Annotated in this window: 15 protein-coding genes and 1 pseudogene; 4 read left to right on the top strand and 12 right to left on the bottom strand. The window is 33.6% G+C overall.

The window, feature by feature from the left end; genetic code table 11:
- The 8 genes from OZD66_RS04675 to rseP all read right to left on the bottom strand — a co-directional run.
- Positions 1-163, bottom strand: a 163-nt coding sequence (locus OZD66_RS04675) for an IS630 transposase-related protein (RefSeq protein WP_275021924.1), incomplete at its 3' end; no start/stop codon positions are given.
- 267 nt (positions 164-430) lie between these two features.
- Complete coding sequence (gene ffh / locus OZD66_RS04670; protein ID WP_151808007.1) at positions 431-1774, bottom strand: signal recognition particle protein; 1344 nt, start codon at positions 1772-1774, stop codon at positions 431-433.
- On the bottom strand, positions 1759-3318 hold the full coding sequence (locus OZD66_RS04665) for a proton-conducting transporter transmembrane domain-containing protein (RefSeq protein ID WP_182367575.1): 1560 nt from the start codon (positions 3316-3318) through the stop codon (positions 1759-1761). Before OZD66_RS04665 ends, ffh begins: the two co-directional genes overlap by 16 nt.
- Positions 3319-3621: 303 nt before the next feature.
- Positions 3622-6504 carry an FAD-dependent oxidoreductase gene (locus tag OZD66_RS04660; protein ID WP_275022357.1) on the bottom strand — a complete coding sequence of 961 codons (2883 nt, stop codon included), beginning with the start codon at positions 6502-6504 and terminating at the stop codon, positions 3622-3624.
- Positions 6505-6549: 45 nt separating this feature from the next.
- Positions 6550-6981, bottom strand: coding sequence for a 3-hydroxyacyl-ACP dehydratase FabZ (gene fabZ / locus OZD66_RS04655; protein WP_006279640.1), 432 nt, complete (start codon positions 6979-6981; stop codon positions 6550-6552).
- 4 nt (positions 6982-6985) lie between these two features.
- Positions 6986-7537: an OmpH family outer membrane protein gene (locus OZD66_RS04650; RefSeq protein ID WP_182367578.1), complete on the bottom strand. Its 552-nt coding sequence runs from the start codon at positions 7535-7537 to the stop codon at positions 6986-6988.
- Positions 7538-9868, bottom strand: a complete 2331-nt coding sequence (bamA, locus tag OZD66_RS04645; protein WP_182367581.1) for an outer membrane protein assembly factor BamA — start codon at positions 9866-9868, stop codon at positions 7538-7540.
- A gap of 7 nt (positions 9869-9875) precedes the next feature.
- Complete coding sequence (gene rseP, locus OZD66_RS04640) at positions 9876-10994, bottom strand: RIP metalloprotease RseP (protein WP_182367585.1); 1119 nt, start codon at positions 10992-10994, stop codon at positions 9876-9878.
- Positions 10995-11093: 99 nt separating this feature from the next.
- Between rseP and OZD66_RS04635 the strand changes: the two genes are divergently transcribed.
- Positions 11094-11372, top strand: coding sequence for an FAD assembly factor SdhE (locus OZD66_RS04635; protein ID WP_182367588.1), 279 nt, complete (start codon positions 11094-11096; stop codon positions 11370-11372).
- Here OZD66_RS04635 and OZD66_RS04630 read toward each other — a convergent pair.
- The 3 genes from OZD66_RS04630 to OZD66_RS04620 form a co-directional block, all read right to left on the bottom strand.
- A complete protein-coding gene (locus tag OZD66_RS04630) occupies positions 11347-11673 on the bottom strand; it encodes a cell division protein ZapA (RefSeq protein ID WP_010082086.1) in 327 nt (108 codons plus the stop codon). The genes OZD66_RS04635 and OZD66_RS04630 overlap by 26 nt on opposite strands.
- Before the next feature lie 72 nt (positions 11674-11745).
- A complete protein-coding gene (locus OZD66_RS04625) occupies positions 11746-12024 on the bottom strand; it encodes an HU family DNA-binding protein (protein ID WP_010963035.1) in 279 nt (92 codons plus the stop codon).
- A 29-nt stretch (positions 12025-12053) separates the two neighbouring features.
- A complete protein-coding gene (locus tag OZD66_RS04620) occupies positions 12054-13706 on the bottom strand; it encodes a 30S ribosomal protein S1 (protein WP_182367591.1) in 1653 nt (550 codons plus the stop codon).
- A 139-nt stretch (positions 13707-13845) separates the two neighbouring features.
- Between OZD66_RS04620 and trmB the strand changes: the two genes are divergently transcribed.
- Positions 13846-14511, top strand: a complete 666-nt coding sequence (trmB, locus tag OZD66_RS04615) for a tRNA (guanosine(46)-N7)-methyltransferase TrmB (protein WP_182367594.1) — start codon at positions 13846-13848, stop codon at positions 14509-14511.
- Positions 14512-14987: 476 nt separating this feature from the next.
- Here the strand turns inward: trmB and OZD66_RS04610 are convergent, their stop codons facing one another.
- The gene (locus OZD66_RS04610; RefSeq protein WP_151808123.1) at positions 14988-15635 is read right to left on the bottom strand and encodes a heme exporter protein CcmB; all 648 of its coding nucleotides are present in this window, start codon (positions 15633-15635) and stop codon (positions 14988-14990) included.
- Between the two features lie 106 nt (positions 15636-15741).
- Between OZD66_RS04610 and OZD66_RS04605 the strand changes: the two genes are divergently transcribed.
- Complete coding sequence (locus tag OZD66_RS04605) at positions 15742-16134, top strand: TraR/DksA family transcriptional regulator (protein WP_010963040.1); 393 nt, start codon at positions 15742-15744, stop codon at positions 16132-16134.
- A gap of 296 nt (positions 16135-16430) precedes the next feature.
- Positions 16431-16810 (top strand): annotated as a pseudogene (locus OZD66_RS04600) (IS4-like element ISWosp8 family transposase); the annotation flags it as partial.

The following is a 16810-nucleotide window of genomic DNA, read 5'->3' as shown; positions in this document are numbered from 1 at the left end:
GTTTTTTTGATTGAAAGTCTCCTGTTTCTTTTCTTCTTTGCTGCCACTCCCATAAAGTAGTTCGTCCAATCTTAAATCTTGCTGCCACTGCTTCTCTGCTTTCTCCTTCGTCTAGCGCTTCCATTGCTTTTTTTCTTAAATCATAACTATATGCTGCTGGCATTCAACCTCCTTATCATCATCTATCCTTATCCTATCACATCCGGACTTTTATGGAAAGAGCTATAATTCGTCATCCCGCTACGTGTTAGCGGGATCTAGAGATACCGCGGCGGTATGACGTGTTGCTTGGGTTAGCTATAGTATTTCCTAAAATTAATAATAAATTTCTTGGCTAGCAAGAAGCTGTAAATTTTTTTGCGAGACCTAAGCCGCTTTTGATATAGCTAAAGGTTTACTAACGATTTGTCTCATTTCACTACCTGCTGACTTACTTTCTGCTTAGCATATCCATCAAATCAGATTCTTTGAGTTTACTATGGTCAACTTTACTGAACTTATTTACCATAGAGCTCATTTGATTATACTGCTTAATTAGAAGATTAATGTCAGTTACAGTTGTTCCGGACCCCTTAGAAATTCTAAGTCTTCTTTTGCCATTTAAAATATCTGGATTTTGCCTTTCTTTTTCAGTCATTGAGTTTATGATGGCTATATATTTTTTCACTTTATTGTCATCTGGCACACTGCTACTTAGCTTTTTTGTAAATGAACTAGGAATGAATTTCATTATGTTGCTAATGCCATCCATTTTACTCAGAGTTTTTAACATTCCCACTAGGTCGTTTAGGTCGAATTTACCTTTTTTCACTTTCTTTTGTAACTTATCAATTTCTTCCTGACCAACAATCTCAGCAGCTTTTTCAACCAATGAGACAACATCACCCATGCTAAGTATTCTTTTTGCAATTCTATCTGGATAAAAATCATCGAGGTCACTTAATTTTTCACCACAAGCAATAAATTTAATTGGACAATCGGCGATCATTTTCATAGAAAGAGCAGCACCACCACGTGCATCACCATCAACACGGGTGAGAATAATGCCGGTTACACCTATTACCTCATTGAATGATTTGGCAATGTTGACCGCATCCTGGCCTATCATTGCGTCGGCTACTAAAATAACTTCTGCAGGTGAAGCTATTTCCTTTACGGCTTTCAACTCATTCATCATATTATTGTCAATATGAAGCCTGCCTGCAGTGTCTAGTATTAATACATCATAATTATCGTTCTTTGCTGCTGCCAGTGCCCTTTTTGTAATTGTAATGGGCTTCTCATCTATTACTACAGGTAAAGTTTGCACATCTATTTGTTTACCTAGCACTTCAAGTTGTTTCTGGGCAGCAGGCCTATAAATGTCTAAAGAGGCAAGCATCACTTTTTTCTTTTGCTTTTTTAGTTTTAAAGCAAGCTTTCCTGAGGTAGTTGTTTTACCTGCACCTTGTAAGCCCACCATCATAATCACAGCAGGGGGTTTAACTGCTAGATTTAAGTCACTTTTCTCTGATCCGAGAACTGCAACTAAATTATCCTGTACAATTTTAATTATCATTTGTGCTGGAGAAACACTTTTTATGACTTTTTCCCCAATCACTTTATCTTTAATGTCGTTGATGAATTTTTTTGCAACTTCAAGTGAAACGTCAGCTTCAATTAAGGCTATGCGTATTTCACGCATGGCAAGATTAAAATCATCTTCAGAAATGATTGACTTTCCTCTCAGTTTACTAAATACAGAATTTAAACTTTCAGTTAACGATTTAAACATAATAGCATTAGTAGAATACTCATTAAAAAGAGAGAAGAAGCTGAAACAAAACTCACTGAGTTATAACCCAGCACTTCTTTAAGTTTAGTAATATTATTAAAGTATAAACCAGTAAGTGGATTAGTCAAGTTTTGCACTACGCTGGCAAACATTTCTCTAGTTTTATAGACTAACTGATTGAACAACAAGACAATATAGGATATGAAAGTTCTAAAAATCCAATCAACATCCATTTTAAAATTTACTCTCGGGTAAAATAACTTGCGTAAAGGAATAAACAATAAAGTGGTACATAGTAACAAATTAAATTGCGACAAAATATTTTTTGTGTTGTACACAAAATCGAAAATCGAAGGTTTATTGTAAATAGGTAAGTAAGGATTGCCAGCGATTACGCATATAAATGCTAAAATAATCATAGTCATTTTGCCTCCTCTCTCTGCTAAAGGTTTTGACTTACTTTTTGCAATAAATAAGTAATAAAGAAACTTTAGCCCCACGCTTAAATGAAGCAGCAAATTTAGAAGCTTATATAAATTTTTATACCCTTTTAAGGCAACAGTGTTCATTTCAATTTCAGCTGTGATATATGATTTACTGATAAATCCAACGGTTCCAGGAAATGCAGCCATTGTAAGTATTGCGATTATAGCACACATGCCTTCCACTGACATCAGTTTACCCACTCCACTAAAACTAATTGTTTTTGTTTGTGAAATAATCGAATTACTGACCACAAACAATAATGATTGATAAACAAGAGAGAAGATTATATGCAGTATCAAAATTGGTATTGCTTTTTCCGAAGGACTGAGCAAACTTCCTGCAATAATCAGCAAGCCCATTTGTCCTACAACGTTATAGCATAAAAATCTGCGAATATTTTGCTCAAGAGAAGCAAATATAATGCTGTAAATTGCAGTGATGGCGCCTACAAGCGCTAATATTTCAGTACAATCTTGCCATAGGTTATAAGTGTGTAAAATCATCACTAAAAAAGAGACTTTAGTGGTAAATAAAGAGAGATATGTGGTGCCATGTAGCGATGCAGCAGGATATGTATCAACAACCCAAAATGAAAAAGGAAAACAAGCGCAGTTTATCAATAAACCCAAAATTATCAGGTTAGTGCTTTGAAGTGCCAATCCTGCTATTAATATAACTCCAACGAAAAAGTGTACACAAGCGTACCTTATTGCAGGTTCACTATCTCTACAGCCAGCTGCGATAGTAAAAAATGCACTGACGGTCATTAATTCACAGAATATTATAACCAATATCATACGTTCAGATAAAACTGCATAAAGTGAACTAATAGTGTAAGCAGCAAAAGATAGCATCTCTGAAAAAGTCAAATTTTGTGCTGGTAGAACAGCTAAAAATGCAACTGATAAAAAAGATATTAGTATGGTACGAAAAGATAAATCAAAATCTAGAATTGGGAGAGACCAATTTACTGCAATGCTCAAATTTTCAGGTAATTTTAGGACTATAACTATTAATACAGTCAGTAGAAGTAACAGTGACGATTTATAAAGTTGCACAATAATTAAAACCAATATGGTTTATGCTATCTCAATATATGAATAAAATCAATTTGCATATTAACCACTAATTAAACTAATTATCATATAATTATATCAGAGTTTAGAGGGTTATAGAGAAACCGGTCAGATTAGGTTTTTAATCTAATCTGACCGATAGCTTTAATAGTGAGGTAAGCTTTAATATAGCACTCCTAATTCATAACGCTACACTCGTGCATAATTTATTTTTAATTTGTGCACGAGCGTTAGTAAATTATTTACTTTTTGAAATAAAATTTGGCATCACTTTAATATTGAGACTTAGTAAACCTCAGTAGGTCTGCCAGTTGGGCCCATAAGAATTATTTGCTCGCCTTCTCTTAAGTGTCTGCATAAATTAGTGGAGCCGCCGATTTCCAGCACAATAGTGGAAATAATTCCTTTTTTTTTGTCTACTTCAGTGCCGGTTACGGCTATACCTTCCATAGCAAGGTTTGTATTATTGGCTTTTCTGCCATTGGTTTCAAAATTTTGCAATCTAAAGAATTGCCCAGGCTTAAAATTCTTTGCCGCAAGTGGTGCTTTGATCACTATTTCCACAACTTTGTCTGTTAAATATTGAACTTTTATAACCTTTGCAGTGAATTGCTCTTTGATTCTATTAAATAATTCTTTATTAGCCAGATCTTCAACACTTGACCACGCATTTTTTTTCTGGCCCACAACATCACACACTGGAATGACAGAAACGAAGCTATTAACTCCACTCAAAAGCTGAGAAATAATAGGGTAGCCGTTCTTAGCACTTGCCATAGCTTTCACGACGCTGCCACTATACGAAGGGTGAAGATCACCAAAAAAGCTGATTGTTTTATTGCCTTGCTTATACACTAATATTCTATCTTTATTTGGCATTTTAGGAGAAAATATTGGGTCTATTTCTTTTCCTGATGAATTCAAATGAGTAAAATACCCATTACTTAATTTAAAATGCTTTTTATCTTCTGTTGCAATAACTGTATTTGGCTCAGTACCTGCTGCTATAAAAATAGAACGTGCTTTTATACATTTGATTTCGCCGGATTTTGTGTCTATCAGTTTTATTGACTCAGCATGGTTATATTTATCTGTCACAACTTCAACTGGCTCTAAGTTTTCAATAAAGTAAATCCCTTCTGATAATGCGTTTTGCACCTCTTCGCTATTTAATCGATAACTTGGCGAGTCTTTCAGCTCTTTTCTATATACAACTTTCACTCCCCCAAGACTCTGCATTAACTCTAATATTTTTATTTCTCTACTCTCTTTTTTTGCTAACTCTTGCTCTGCTTGGATCAACTTTGCGTGCGATATGAGCTCATTTGCAATTTTGTGTTCTTCCTCTGTCCAATCTTTTTCAACACAGTCCTTTCCATACTTATCAACTAATATCTCATAACGAAGAAGAAATTTTTCTACTTGAATTGGATAATACGCTAAAGCTTCAGTGGCAGTGTCAATCGCAGTAAGCCCCGCCCCTATGACAACTATCGGCATACGAACTTGCAGATTTGCTATAGAATCAAATTTAAGAGCGCCAGTCAGTTGTAACGACATCAAAAAATCAGATGCCATGCGTACTCCACGAGCTAGTATGTTTTTTATTTTGATCATTCGTGGCTTACCAGAGCCAAGTGCTAGGGCGATGTGATCAAAACCCAAGTTGAACGCATCATCAACATTAATCGTACCACCAAAACGAATGCCTCCATAAAGTGCGAAATGCTCACGTCTTTCCAGCAGTAATCTAATAATCTTTAAGTAATTCTTATCCCACCGAGAAGTAATACCATATTCTGCCACCCCACCAAACCCTCCTGCCGTGCGTTCACTCAATTTTTCGTGTTTGAAATCTTTAATTAGCTGGAAATTATCGATCAAAGGTTCAATCTTTAGTCCATCAATGGTGATAACGTTATGCCCATCGTTCAACAAATGATGAGCTAAATTAAAACCAGCAGGACCAAGGCCTACAATTAGAATGTTTTTTCCGGTGTTTTCTCTTGGCAATGAACGCTGAAAATTTAAAGGATTCCAACGGCTGAGCAGAGAATATATTTCAAATCCGTACGGTAAACTGAGCACATCATCCAGAATCCTTGTTTCAATTGCTGGCACATTTACGGGTTCTTGTTTTTGATATATGCACGAATTCATGCAGTCATTGCATATTCTGTGCCCAGTGGCTGCACATAATGGGTTATCTATCATCACAATTGCAAGACTTGCTATGCTGTACCCTTCGCTTTTCACCAGATTCATTTCTGATATTTTCTGCTCTAGTGGGCAGCCGTGCAGTTCAACTCTAAGTGGAGACTTTTTGAAAGTATTGTCATCATTAATTAGCCCCTTTGAGCAGCTATCCTTACTTTGCTTATGACAAAATATGCAGTAGTGAGCATTATCTAGTGCTTTATTCAAACTTACCTTTTTGCTTGTTAGATCAAAGCCATATCGTCTTTTTACTTCATTTGAATACAGCACTTCAACTTTGTCTACTTCTTTTTTAGAAAATGGTATGAGATTTTCGTGGTCAAATTTTTTATGAATACTGAATAATATACTCTGTTTATTTTTTACTCTCCACACTGCATATTGTGCCGCAAGTTCTATTTCCTCTTTGTGATCCTCTTTATTTTCAAACCAATGCATCACCTGCTCGGCAAAATTTTTTTCTGTTGTTGGCAAAGTGAAAAAATGACTTAGTTTGTTAGTAATATCTATATTCGCCACATTAGTGTATTTCTTTAATGCGTAGCGTTGGACAAATAATCTTTTGCACTTATATACTACAGCAAAGTCGTTGTGCTTTTTCTTTAGCTCCTCTATTTCTTTTTCAATATTGAAAAGTTTTGCAATAAATTCATCAAGTAAATATGAGAGGTCTATTATTAACTGACTATCTGTCATCCAAGTACTTGACCGTCCTTCTTGTTTTCTAGATCCCAGTGTCAAGCACTGGGATGACGGGGGGTGACACTGGGATGATGGGAGATGACACTGGGATGACATCAAAGAAGAAGCTGCTTTTTCTCTTGCTTCAATTAATGAATAAAACAAGCTCTCATCACATGATTTGATATAATTCAAAAATGTCTCATCTAATTTTATTAATCCATCACGAGTATATAGATTCGAAAATGAGATTTTGAAATTCAGCTTCATTGCTATACTATACAGTGTACATGCTGTTTCTTACAGATGAAGATTTTATTTATTTTGCAATACTGCTGAGATTGTTGCTTCTGCAACTTTTTCTTCGCTAACAGATGCAATACACCTAAATTTGTGTACACCTAAACACACACTTTGAATGTTAGCTTGAAGAATCAATGTGTCCCCTGGAGTAACTGGCTTTCTGAATTTTGCATTTTCAATGGATCTCAAGTAAACAACTTTATTTTCTATTGTTTCTTTACCTAGAACACATATAGCAGATGCCTGAGCTAGAGATTCAATTATCAAGACTCCTGGCATTATCGGATGACCAGGGAAATGGCCAATAAAAAATGGCTCATTGAAAGTCACATTTTTGATTGCTTTTATACTTTTACCAGGATCACACTCTATAACTCTATCTACTAAGAGAAACGGATAAGAATGTGGCAATATTTTTATAATATCACTGATATTAAATTGCATAAGTCTACTCAATGCCTTTTAAAGCAAATTCAGGTATTTCCTTGTTTATATTGTTTAATACCACATCTGATAAATCGACTTCATCCATGGAGTATAAAACTTGGTTCTTTTTTGAAATAAATAGTACCAAATCTATGTTGTTTTTTTCTGCCGTTTTTTTAGCGACTTCTTTTATCTTGTTAAAAACACTCTCTACTGCATCTCTATAACTTTCTTCTAAATGTAACATTTTTTTAGCGTAATTATCTCTAACATTTACAGTGTGCTTATTAAATTGTCCTGTCTTTTCCTTTTTTGCTTCTTCTGACAAAAGTTCAAATTCTTCTTTTGATGGCTTAAGTTTTTCTAACTCATTTTCAAATTCTTGTTGTAATCTAGAATTCTGCTCCTTTATTTGTTGTTGTATATTTTGCAGAGCAAGAGATTCATTGATGACTTTGTCACTATCAATAATGGCAGCCTTTGTGTTCTGAGGTTGATATCCTACAAACTTATACCCCACAAATAAGGAAATAATTAAGGCAATAACTGATATAAATAACTGTATATATTTCATTCAAATCCCCGCTTCAATAGAAAATTTAACATTTGGTGATGGTATTATATCATAAGATTCCTTTACTAAAGGAAACCCGAAATCCAATCTAAGTCTACCAAAAGGAGAAAGCATTGAAAAGCCAAAACCTGGTGACACTCTCACAAGCTTGCTATCGTAGTATTTCCCTTCATACTTCTTATTTTTATCATCTAAGCTAAAAAGTGTTGCATAGTCAACAAATAGTGAGCCTTTGATACCAGCATAGTCATATAGTTTTGGTAGAGGAAAATCCACTTGCTGTGTTAGATTAAAATAAGTTTTGCCTCCTAATGAGCTTTTATTTTTGTCTTCTGCTCTTGGTCCAATACCGGAAAGGTCAAACCCTCTAATCTCATTACCCCCTTTAAAAAAGTGCTGGCCAATGTTTAGATTTTCATCAGTATAAGAAAAAATATGACCTGCCGCCATCTTAAAGCGTAGCGTTATATCATCGTCAATTTTGCTTAATATAGGGTGCGTATAAAAAGATAAGAATTCAGATTTTAGGAAATTCACGTTTCCTCCCAATCCTGAAATATCCTGACTTAAGCGCAGTAAATACCCTTCTTTTGGAGTATAGAGGTTATCCAGTTTATTATATGCCAACGTGTATCCCACTGATGAAATCTGATGTTCACCTTTTCGGTCCAGTATTATTTCAGAGATATCGGTGTCTTGTCCACCCTTATTATCCATGTGTATATGATTATACTTATAGGAATAGCGAAGGGAATTAGTTAAGTTCTCTGTGACTTTATATGATAACTTTGTAAAAAATCCCATATCGCAACTATCAAAAGTAGTGTTTGGCTTATCTTGTTTTTCGTAAAATACGTCTACACCTAGTGACGTATCAGAATCATTAAAATTATTTTCAACAAACTCTAAATCAGTAGAAAATACGTATTGACTTTTTTCAAGAGCAAAAGAGAGCTCTTTTCCAGTACCAAATAAATTACGGTCTTTGAGGTCAATTTTAATCAATGCTCCACCAGGAAGAGACACACCGCCTCCCAAATACAACGAAGTAGTGTTTTTTTCTTTAACATTTAAGTCAAGATTTACTGTATTGTCATTAACTGCGTAACTATTTACTTTCACTGTTTCAAAAAAATCACTACTCATTAGTTTTTTACGTGACTTTTGAATCTCAGATATATTGTACGCATCACCTTCTGCTACACTTAGCTTACTTCTGATCACTTTATCTAAAGTGCGATCGTTACCATCAATTGTAATTTGATTTATATAAATCTTTTTACCCGGCAGCACTCTGTAGGTTACATCTACAACGTTGTCACGTTGTGCATACTCTGGATTAACTTTTGCAAATATATATCCTTTCTCGTTTAAATATTTGTTTATTTTTTCTACTGTATTATTAATTTTAACTCTATTAAATATCTTATCGTTTTCCTCTGTTATAAAATCCAATATTTCTTCTTTTAGGCTCAAATCCTGAATTTCAGTTTCAATATTAACCTCATTACTTCCAAACAAATACTGCTGTCCTTCGTCAATCAAAAAAGTTAACTCTGTTTGATTGTTATTATCAACCTCAACAATTGGTTGAATATTATTTTGAATATATCCCTTAGACGAATAAAAACAATCGAGCAATTCTGTGTTAATCAATAGATATTGCGGTGAATAATGATTTTCGCCTTTAAAAATGGCTCTAAATAACTTACTAAATATGTCATTACTATGTCTTTTAATAACTTGCTCTAGCTCATTTTCAGAAAAGTTTTTATTGCCTATAAATCTTATATCCTTAATTTTAGAGGTTTTGCCTTCTTTTATTTTGAAAATTAGATTGACCCTATTACTATCGAGCTTCTCCAACTCATATTCAATTTTAACGCCAACCTTACCGTTATTTCTATAAGTAGTGATTAAATTCATTAAATCGTTTTGCAATTTTGTTTCAGTGAAAATAGTTAGCGATTTTGACTGAATTACATTATTTAGCAGCTCTTTGCTGTTAAATAATTTATTACCCTTTAATATTATCTTGTTAATTAGTGGATTTTCTTGAATTTTTACTACTAAATTTTTTTTATCATCTATGTAAGCATTAACACTAGCAAATAGCTTTGTTTTATATAAACCTTTTATAATCGAATCTATATCATCGTCGTTTACATAATTACCAGGTTCCAATTTTATATAAAAACCTATTGTTTGATTGCTTACACGCTCATTACCAATATATTTGATATCTTTTATCTGCATTTTTTCCTTATTTTCTAAAGCAATAAGTAAAGCAGGAAAAATTACTATTAATAATATGTAAAGTAGCTTTTTCATATTTATTTTAAAAAAGACTCCTAATATCATTCGAAATTGCAATTGTCATCAGCAAGAACAAAATGAAAGCACCAAAGGTAGCCTCATATTTTTGATATTTCAAACTTAAATCTCTACGTATAACTGCTTCTATAATACAACGAAATAAATGCCCACCATCCAATGGTGAAATTGGTAGCAAGTTAATCGCAGCTAAACTAGTTGAAATCATTGCCATGAAATACACAAACGTAATAAATCCCTTTTTAGCTGATTGCCCTGAATACTTTGCGATTTTTATTGGCCCACCTATTTCATTGATACTCCTTTTACCAACAATAATTTGAAAGAGAGCTTTGATCGTTAAGCACATAGTGTGGTAAGTTTCACTTACTGATAAGCTCACAGCCCCAAGAAAAGACGACTGCTTTAATGTATTGACTGAAATAATCCCTATAGTTTCTCTTTCTATTGTGTTGCCAAAAACGTCTTTGTCCTTGATTATTAATGGAGTTAAACTGGTCCTGTGCTTCTCATTATTTCTGCTATACTCAATCTCCATTCTTGTTTTAGGATTCGACATTATCACACGTGAAATATCTTCAAAGTATTTTATTTTATGCTCATTGATTTGTGTAATAGTGTCACCTGGTAATAGGCCAGCTTGTTTGGCTGCACTTCCTCCAATTACATCCCTAATCACCGGTGGAGTGTGGTAATAACCTGCCGTGCTAAAAAATATTGTAAAAGCTATAACAGCGAGTATCATATTTGCAAAAGGTCCTGCAAAAACCACTGCTGCTTTTTTATACCGCGGTTTTGTATGAAATGAATACAACTTTTCTTCTTCCGTTAATTCTTGTTGATCAGCTGGAACACTCGCTGCATTAGTATCTCCTAGCATTTTAACATAACCACCCAATGGAACAGCGCTTAATTTCCATCTAGTTCCAGACTTATCGTTAAAACCAAAAATTTCAGGGCCAAAGCCTATAGAAAAAGATTCAACTTTAACTTTGCATGCTTTGGCAACAACATAATGCCCATATTCATGCACGAATACTATGACAGAAATTACTAAAGAAAATGATAAAAAATAATATATTCCATCGCTAAATTGATGGATAAGATTAGAAATTAATTCCACCTGTATATTTAGATCTTAACAAAATGTTAAGTATATTAAAATGCGCCTCGCTTGACAAGTATTTAGTTTAACTTTTAAATTAAAAAAAGTTTAATTGTAATGACAGATACCTCACTACTCAGAAGAAAATTAATATATAGAAGCTGGCATAGGGGTTGCAAAGAAACCGATATACTTTTAGGGCATTTCGCATTGAAATATCTTGATAAATTTTCCTTAAGCGAACTAATCGAATACGAAAAAATAGTTGATCTTGATGATTACGAATTATATTGTTACATAACTCGTAAGACAAACCTCCCTCCTAGCTTGAATAGTCAGATAGTCAATTTAATTGCTTGCTTTATTGAAGCTAATCCTTTATGCACTCAAGATTAGTGATAATCTTATTTACCTTATCTAGTACCTCAGTATATTCTATTCTTTTCTCGTTTCTATACTTTTCGCGCTCTTGATTTACTTCATCTAATCGCTTTGTTAATTCTAAAATTTTATCCTCAAGAATTAGTGCTGCAAGTAAGAAATTTAATGCATCCGAACCCTTACCTCCAGTTTTTTGAGATACAGAACTAACTAACTTGTCAAAACTATTAGCAAGGCGTAATAAATGATTCCCCTTCCCACTTTCGCAAGATATTTTATATGTGTTATTACGTATAACTATTTCTACTACTTGCATATGGTGCTAAAAATTTCTATCGTACAGTATAAACTCAAACCCCTACTTTCATCTTATTTATGGTATAAATTTTTATTCATTTATCAAATCAGATAATTTTTTACTGCTACGAAAATATGTTTTAAAGTATTGATTCTTTGTAAACTTCTGTAACATTAGATGGCTTGTTTCTTTCAAGTTATAACTTCTAACTGAAAAAGAACCAAACCCCCTAATTTCAACTCTATTATGATGTTTCAATGTGCTTGAAAGTATCCCAAAAAATCTATCAACTATAGCTGCTATAACAATCTTATCTAAAAAAGGATGTCTTTTTGCTACCCTCGCTATTATATCAGACTTTGTTGCCATTTATATGAAGCCAAAATAAGTAAACCTTATCACTTAGCAGATAATGCTATGTTATATTCTTCAACACCCAATACTTCAACTTCTATTTTTTCTGATATAGAGAATTTTTTACTCTCTGGTAAATGCTCTTGATCTATTAGAAGGGTTACATCGTTCTCAACTTCAACGACTAGTCCATTATCTTCTCTCTTACCTACAATAACCTGTATTTTATCACCTACCTTAACTTTCTTTATCAGTTCTTCAAGAGGATCATACTCTATTTGTTTTATTCCAAGATAAATTCTTGCCCGATTCACGTTAGCCCTTATTACTTTTGCTTCTATTTTATCACCTACATTATACTTCTTTATCTCATCTGAACCATTTTTAGACCAACTAAAATCTTTCACATATATTGTCCCTTCTACGTTCTCATCTATTTCAGAATCACCGAAAGCAACAGATACATATGAGCCGGTATTACTCTTCACTTCACCAGAAACAATAGAACCAGGAGGATATTTATTGATAAATACTTGCCAAGGGTTGTCTACACACCTTTTCATGCTTAAACTCATCCTACTCTTAGCAATGTCAATACTGAGAATTTTTACATATACTTCTTGTCCCCTTGTTACGAGACTACTAACTGGTAAATTACTCTTAACCCAAGTTATTTCTGACGAGTGCACTAAACCTTCAATTCCAGGTCTAAGCTCAACAAATAATCCATAATCTTCTATGCTTGTTACATAACCCTTATGCACACTATCAACTGGATATTTTGACTCTGCATCTTGCCAAGGGCTATCTTCTAGCTGCTTCACACCCAAGGAAATTTTAGCATTTTCCTTGTCTATTTTTATAATTTTAACTTTTATAGTCTGACCACAAGTAAAAACTGCAGACGGATGACTTACCCTACTCCAAGAGATATCTGTAATATGTAACAATCCATCTATAACTCCCACTACATCTGATTCATGAATACCGACAAATACACCGTAATGAGTGATACTTTTTATTTTCCCTTCTATTATATCGCCCTCATTTAAAGATTCTAAAAATTTAATTTTTTCACCAGCGTGCAATTTTTCTAACACCAGCTTTCTTGATACTACAATATTGCCCTGCTTCTTATCCATTTTAAGCACGATGAACTTTTGTTCAGTTTCAATAAGGTGCTTCGCATCTTTTACTTGCTTCAAATCCACATGACTCAGCGGTAAAAAAGCGCTTATTCCGTCACCAAGATCAACAATAAAGCCACATTTAATTGAGCGTTTAATAACTCCGCTTACTTCAGCCCTTGTAACTGTATCTTCTTCCAACTTATTCCATTTTTCGTCCCTAATTGCTTTTTCACGACTAAGAACAACATTACCATGATAATCTTCAATTCTTTCCACATAAACTCTGATTTTCGAGCCAATAATGACCTCATCATTACAACCGAGTTCCTTGATCAGAATTCTCCCGTCAGATTTTAAACCAATATCAACCACAACGTCGTTAGGGTTTATTCTTGTAATTACACCTTCTACCACATCTCCTTCTTTAATTTTGTTAACAAAAGAATCTTCAAACAAGGTATTATCTTGATCCTCAAATTGGCCTTGACATATCTCTTCTATAAATTTGTTTGATGATAGCTTTCTGATAGTAACCGGTAGATTTACGACTGGATTATTATTATTCATACCTTTAACTTAAACTTTATTAGAACTCATATATTATATAATATTAACAATTATTGACAAGTAATTTTTCATTAACTCATTTCGAGAATTGTTTAAGCTATATAAAATATAGTGAGAAAATTATATATGTATCAAGAATATGCTATTTAAGAATAGCAAGTGGATTAGATCGTTCTCCAGAAGGTCCAGGCTAAAACCTGATGTTGATGAAATATTGGAAAAATATTCTATTCAAAACAGCAAGGAATCTATAGAGAAAATTGTAAATTCACAAAAAAGAATATGGGTAGAAATAGGCTTTGGCAACGGTGAAAATATGCTTTACCAGGTGCTCAATGAACCTGATCTGTTATTTATAGGATGTGAGCCCTACTTAAAGGGGGTTTCTCGCTTGCTGACAAACATAGAAATACAGAACATAAAAAATATTTTAATGTGGACAGAAGATGCAAGAGAATTGATTGCAAATTTTCCTGATAACAGTGTTGAAAGATTCTTTATTCTCTTTCCAGATCCATGGCCAAAAAGAAGTCACAGTAAAAGACGATTAATTAATACGGAATTTTTAAATTTATTAGCAAAAAAAATACTTATAACAGGGGAAATATTCATTGCAACCGATCATCAGGACTATGCAGAGTGGATAGCATCACATATAAAGCAGTGTAACTCTTTAATCTATAGGGAAGACGATTTCACAAGTTATACTCTTACAAAATACCACAGAAGAGCGCTCAAAGATCAGCGTAAAGTGAGGTTCTTTAAAGTAAGTGTTATTAATAATTTGCAGACTATGGATCAATAGAGTTTTTGCATATCTCTTTTACGTTAACTATAGATTAAAAATAATAAAAAAAGAGGGAGAAATAGAGTAAATTCCTTTAACTACTTCTCCTTATGAAGGAATAGACTTCTTGCATAACCCAAACTAAGTAGAAAAAAGGTATCATTCAAGTAGCCCCTTTCTCGTCATGCCGCTGCGAATCGTCATACCGCCGCGGCGCTAACACGTAGCGAGATGATGAGGCTTATCGTCATGCCACCGCGAACCGTCATACCGTCACGGTATCTCTTAGCCGCTAACAAGTAGCGGGATGACGGTTGTCAGGTTAGCTGTTATCCCAGTTTTTGACACTGGGATGACAACGAAGGGCTACTTGGATGACAGGGAAGGATGCCGGAATGAAGGTTTTTCAAATTGTCGATAAACCTAAATCTATAATAACTATTTGCCTTTTTTCTAGGTTATGCAAGAAGTCTACTGAATAACAGTAAGATTTTTCAATCCTGTTCCACAGCAAATTTTAGTGCCATGTGAGTAGTTATGGTGCTGTTAACAATCAAAATAACAAAAACTAAGATGGTGATTAGTAGTGTATAAATATTCAAGGATAAATTTTCAAATTGAGTTAGCATTTTAAAATACACAAAGGTTGGCATTATCATTGGCAAAACAAGAATTTGCGATACTCCTGATGCTAAGTTGTTTCGACCAATCATCAATGCATTTCCAGTAGCTGAAATATTAATGATTATCAGCGTATTAAATAATAAAGACACTCCAACTGCTATTGAGTGTTCAATACTATTGCCTAGAATTGCAAAGCTGAATATGGAAGAAATTACTGAAATTGGTAACCCAAATAATAACCAGTGAGCGAAAATTTTATAAGCAACTATAAGCCTAGAAGAGAGTGGCTGTACAAAGATTTGCTCTAATATTCCATCATGATAATCAGATGTAAACAAATTATTTGTAGAAATCTGCAAAACAAATGTAGCACATATCCATGTTAATGTTAACATAACTTCTTGTTTATTGTTGTTTTTAAGTGTAAATGAAGATAAACTTAACATTATGATAAAAATACATACTATATAGGTAAAGTTCTTATCATCTATTACTAATTTTTTTACTGAGTCGATCATACTAGGCTTTTAAATGTTTATTATAAATTATAGTGTTTACTTTGAGGCAGTATAATTTTTTGTTCATAAATTATATAGGTTTTATTATTTTTTTGATAATGCAATTATGGAAAAGTTACCAAAAATAAAGTCACCAGAAGATTACACTCCTTCAGAAGATGAAGAATATATGAGCGTAAAACAACTGGAATACTTCAGCTTAAAGTTACAATCAATACTCGCTGAGTTAGAGAAACAAGAACTAGAAGATAATAGTATTGATACATACTATTCTGATGAAGATAGTGGAAACGAGGAATTAATCAAGCGTCGAAAAGATAGAAAAGAAAAAATTAAGGAGGCGTTAGAAAAAATAAAATTAGGCACTTATGGTTACTGCGATGGAACAGGAGAAGAAATAGGAGTCGAAAGACTTAAAGCTAATCCGCTTGCTATATATTGTATTGAAGAGCAAGAGAGAGTAGAAAAAGAAAAGAACGTGTACAACATTAACGATTAATTTACACATAAGTGGTGAGCCCATTGGACTTCAAGAGGAGCAAGAGGCGCTGAAGTATGTTATGCTATAAAGAAAGTGGAAAATTGGACATTCTCAGCTTGACTCCTGCAGATTAAAAATTAAGTTGTATCCGTTCAGGCAATGGCGTCAACTTAAGGAAAAATGTCAGAGATTGTGTATAAAATTTCTCTCCAAATTTTTTATCATTAAATTATCCAAAGAGTGCAAGGGACAGCACTTTTGTTTCTGTTTTATTTCAACAAAGAAGTCTAAAATGTGTCCTTTTTAGGTGAAATATGCAAAAAGGAAAAAACCTTATTCTACAAATTAAAAATATAATATACTCGAAAACTTTTCAGAAAATCCATTGTGTTGAGTTTTACACGAACAAGAAAACTTCCTTTTTCGACAGTATTTTCTATGATTTTAAAGTTAGTTAAAAAAAGTTTGGGAATAGAATGTGAACTTATGGAGCCACTGACATGTACCCTCAAAGCAAGCTTTTTCTAAAGCAAGGTATAAGATTTGCCATACAGGCTTTCAAGAATTTAAGCATCCAAACAGCCTATCAGGATGAACCTGAGTTGGAGAGGCTATAGACTTATTGCAGCAGATGGTTCTGGTATGAGATTACCCAGCTCTGGGGAAATTGTATCCGAGTTTGAACCAAATGGAA

This window comes from Wolbachia endosymbiont of Drosophila baimaii (assembly GCF_028982185.1).
Classification (GTDB): domain Bacteria; phylum Pseudomonadota; class Alphaproteobacteria; order Rickettsiales; family Anaplasmataceae; genus Wolbachia; species Wolbachia pipientis.
The sequence above is the reverse complement of the archived record's forward strand: the minus strand, read 5'-3'. Positions and strand labels throughout refer to the sequence as shown.

What these genes read in the sequence shown, in the direction of transcription:
- ffh (WP_151808007.1), bottom strand. Translation starts at nt 1,774, where the DNA reads ATGTTTAAATCGTTAACTGAAAGTTTAAATTCTGTATTTAGTAAACTG.
- OZD66_RS04660 (WP_275022357.1), bottom strand. Translation starts at nt 6,504, where the DNA reads ATGAAGCTGAATTTCAAAATCTCATTTTCGAATCTATATACTCGTGAT.
- fabZ (WP_006279640.1), bottom strand. Translation starts at nt 6,981, where the DNA reads ATGCAATTTAATATCAGTGATATTATAAAAATATTGCCACATTCTTAT.
- OZD66_RS04650 (WP_182367578.1), bottom strand. Translation starts at nt 7,537, where the DNA reads ATGAAATATATACAGTTATTTATATCAGTTATTGCCTTAATTATTTCC.
- bamA (WP_182367581.1), bottom strand. Translation starts at nt 9,868, where the DNA reads ATGAAAAAGCTACTTTACATATTATTAATAGTAATTTTTCCTGCTTTA.
- OZD66_RS04635 (WP_182367588.1), top strand. Translation starts at nt 11,094, where the DNA reads ATGACAGATACCTCACTACTCAGAAGAAAATTAATATATAGAAGCTGG.
- OZD66_RS04630 (WP_010082086.1), bottom strand. Translation starts at nt 11,673, where the DNA reads ATGCAAGTAGTAGAAATAGTTATACGTAATAACACATATAAAATATCT.
- OZD66_RS04625 (WP_010963035.1), bottom strand. Translation starts at nt 12,024, where the DNA reads ATGGCAACAAAGTCTGATATAATAGCGAGGGTAGCAAAAAGACATCCT.
- OZD66_RS04620 (WP_182367591.1), bottom strand. Translation starts at nt 13,706, where the DNA reads ATGAATAATAATAATCCAGTCGTAAATCTACCGGTTACTATCAGAAAG.
- trmB (WP_182367594.1), top strand. Translation starts at nt 13,846, where the DNA reads ATGCTATTTAAGAATAGCAAGTGGATTAGATCGTTCTCCAGAAGGTCC.
- OZD66_RS04610 (WP_151808123.1), bottom strand. Translation starts at nt 15,635, where the DNA reads ATGATCGACTCAGTAAAAAAATTAGTAATAGATGATAAGAACTTTACC.
- OZD66_RS04605 (WP_010963040.1), top strand. Translation starts at nt 15,742, where the DNA reads ATGGAAAAGTTACCAAAAATAAAGTCACCAGAAGATTACACTCCTTCA.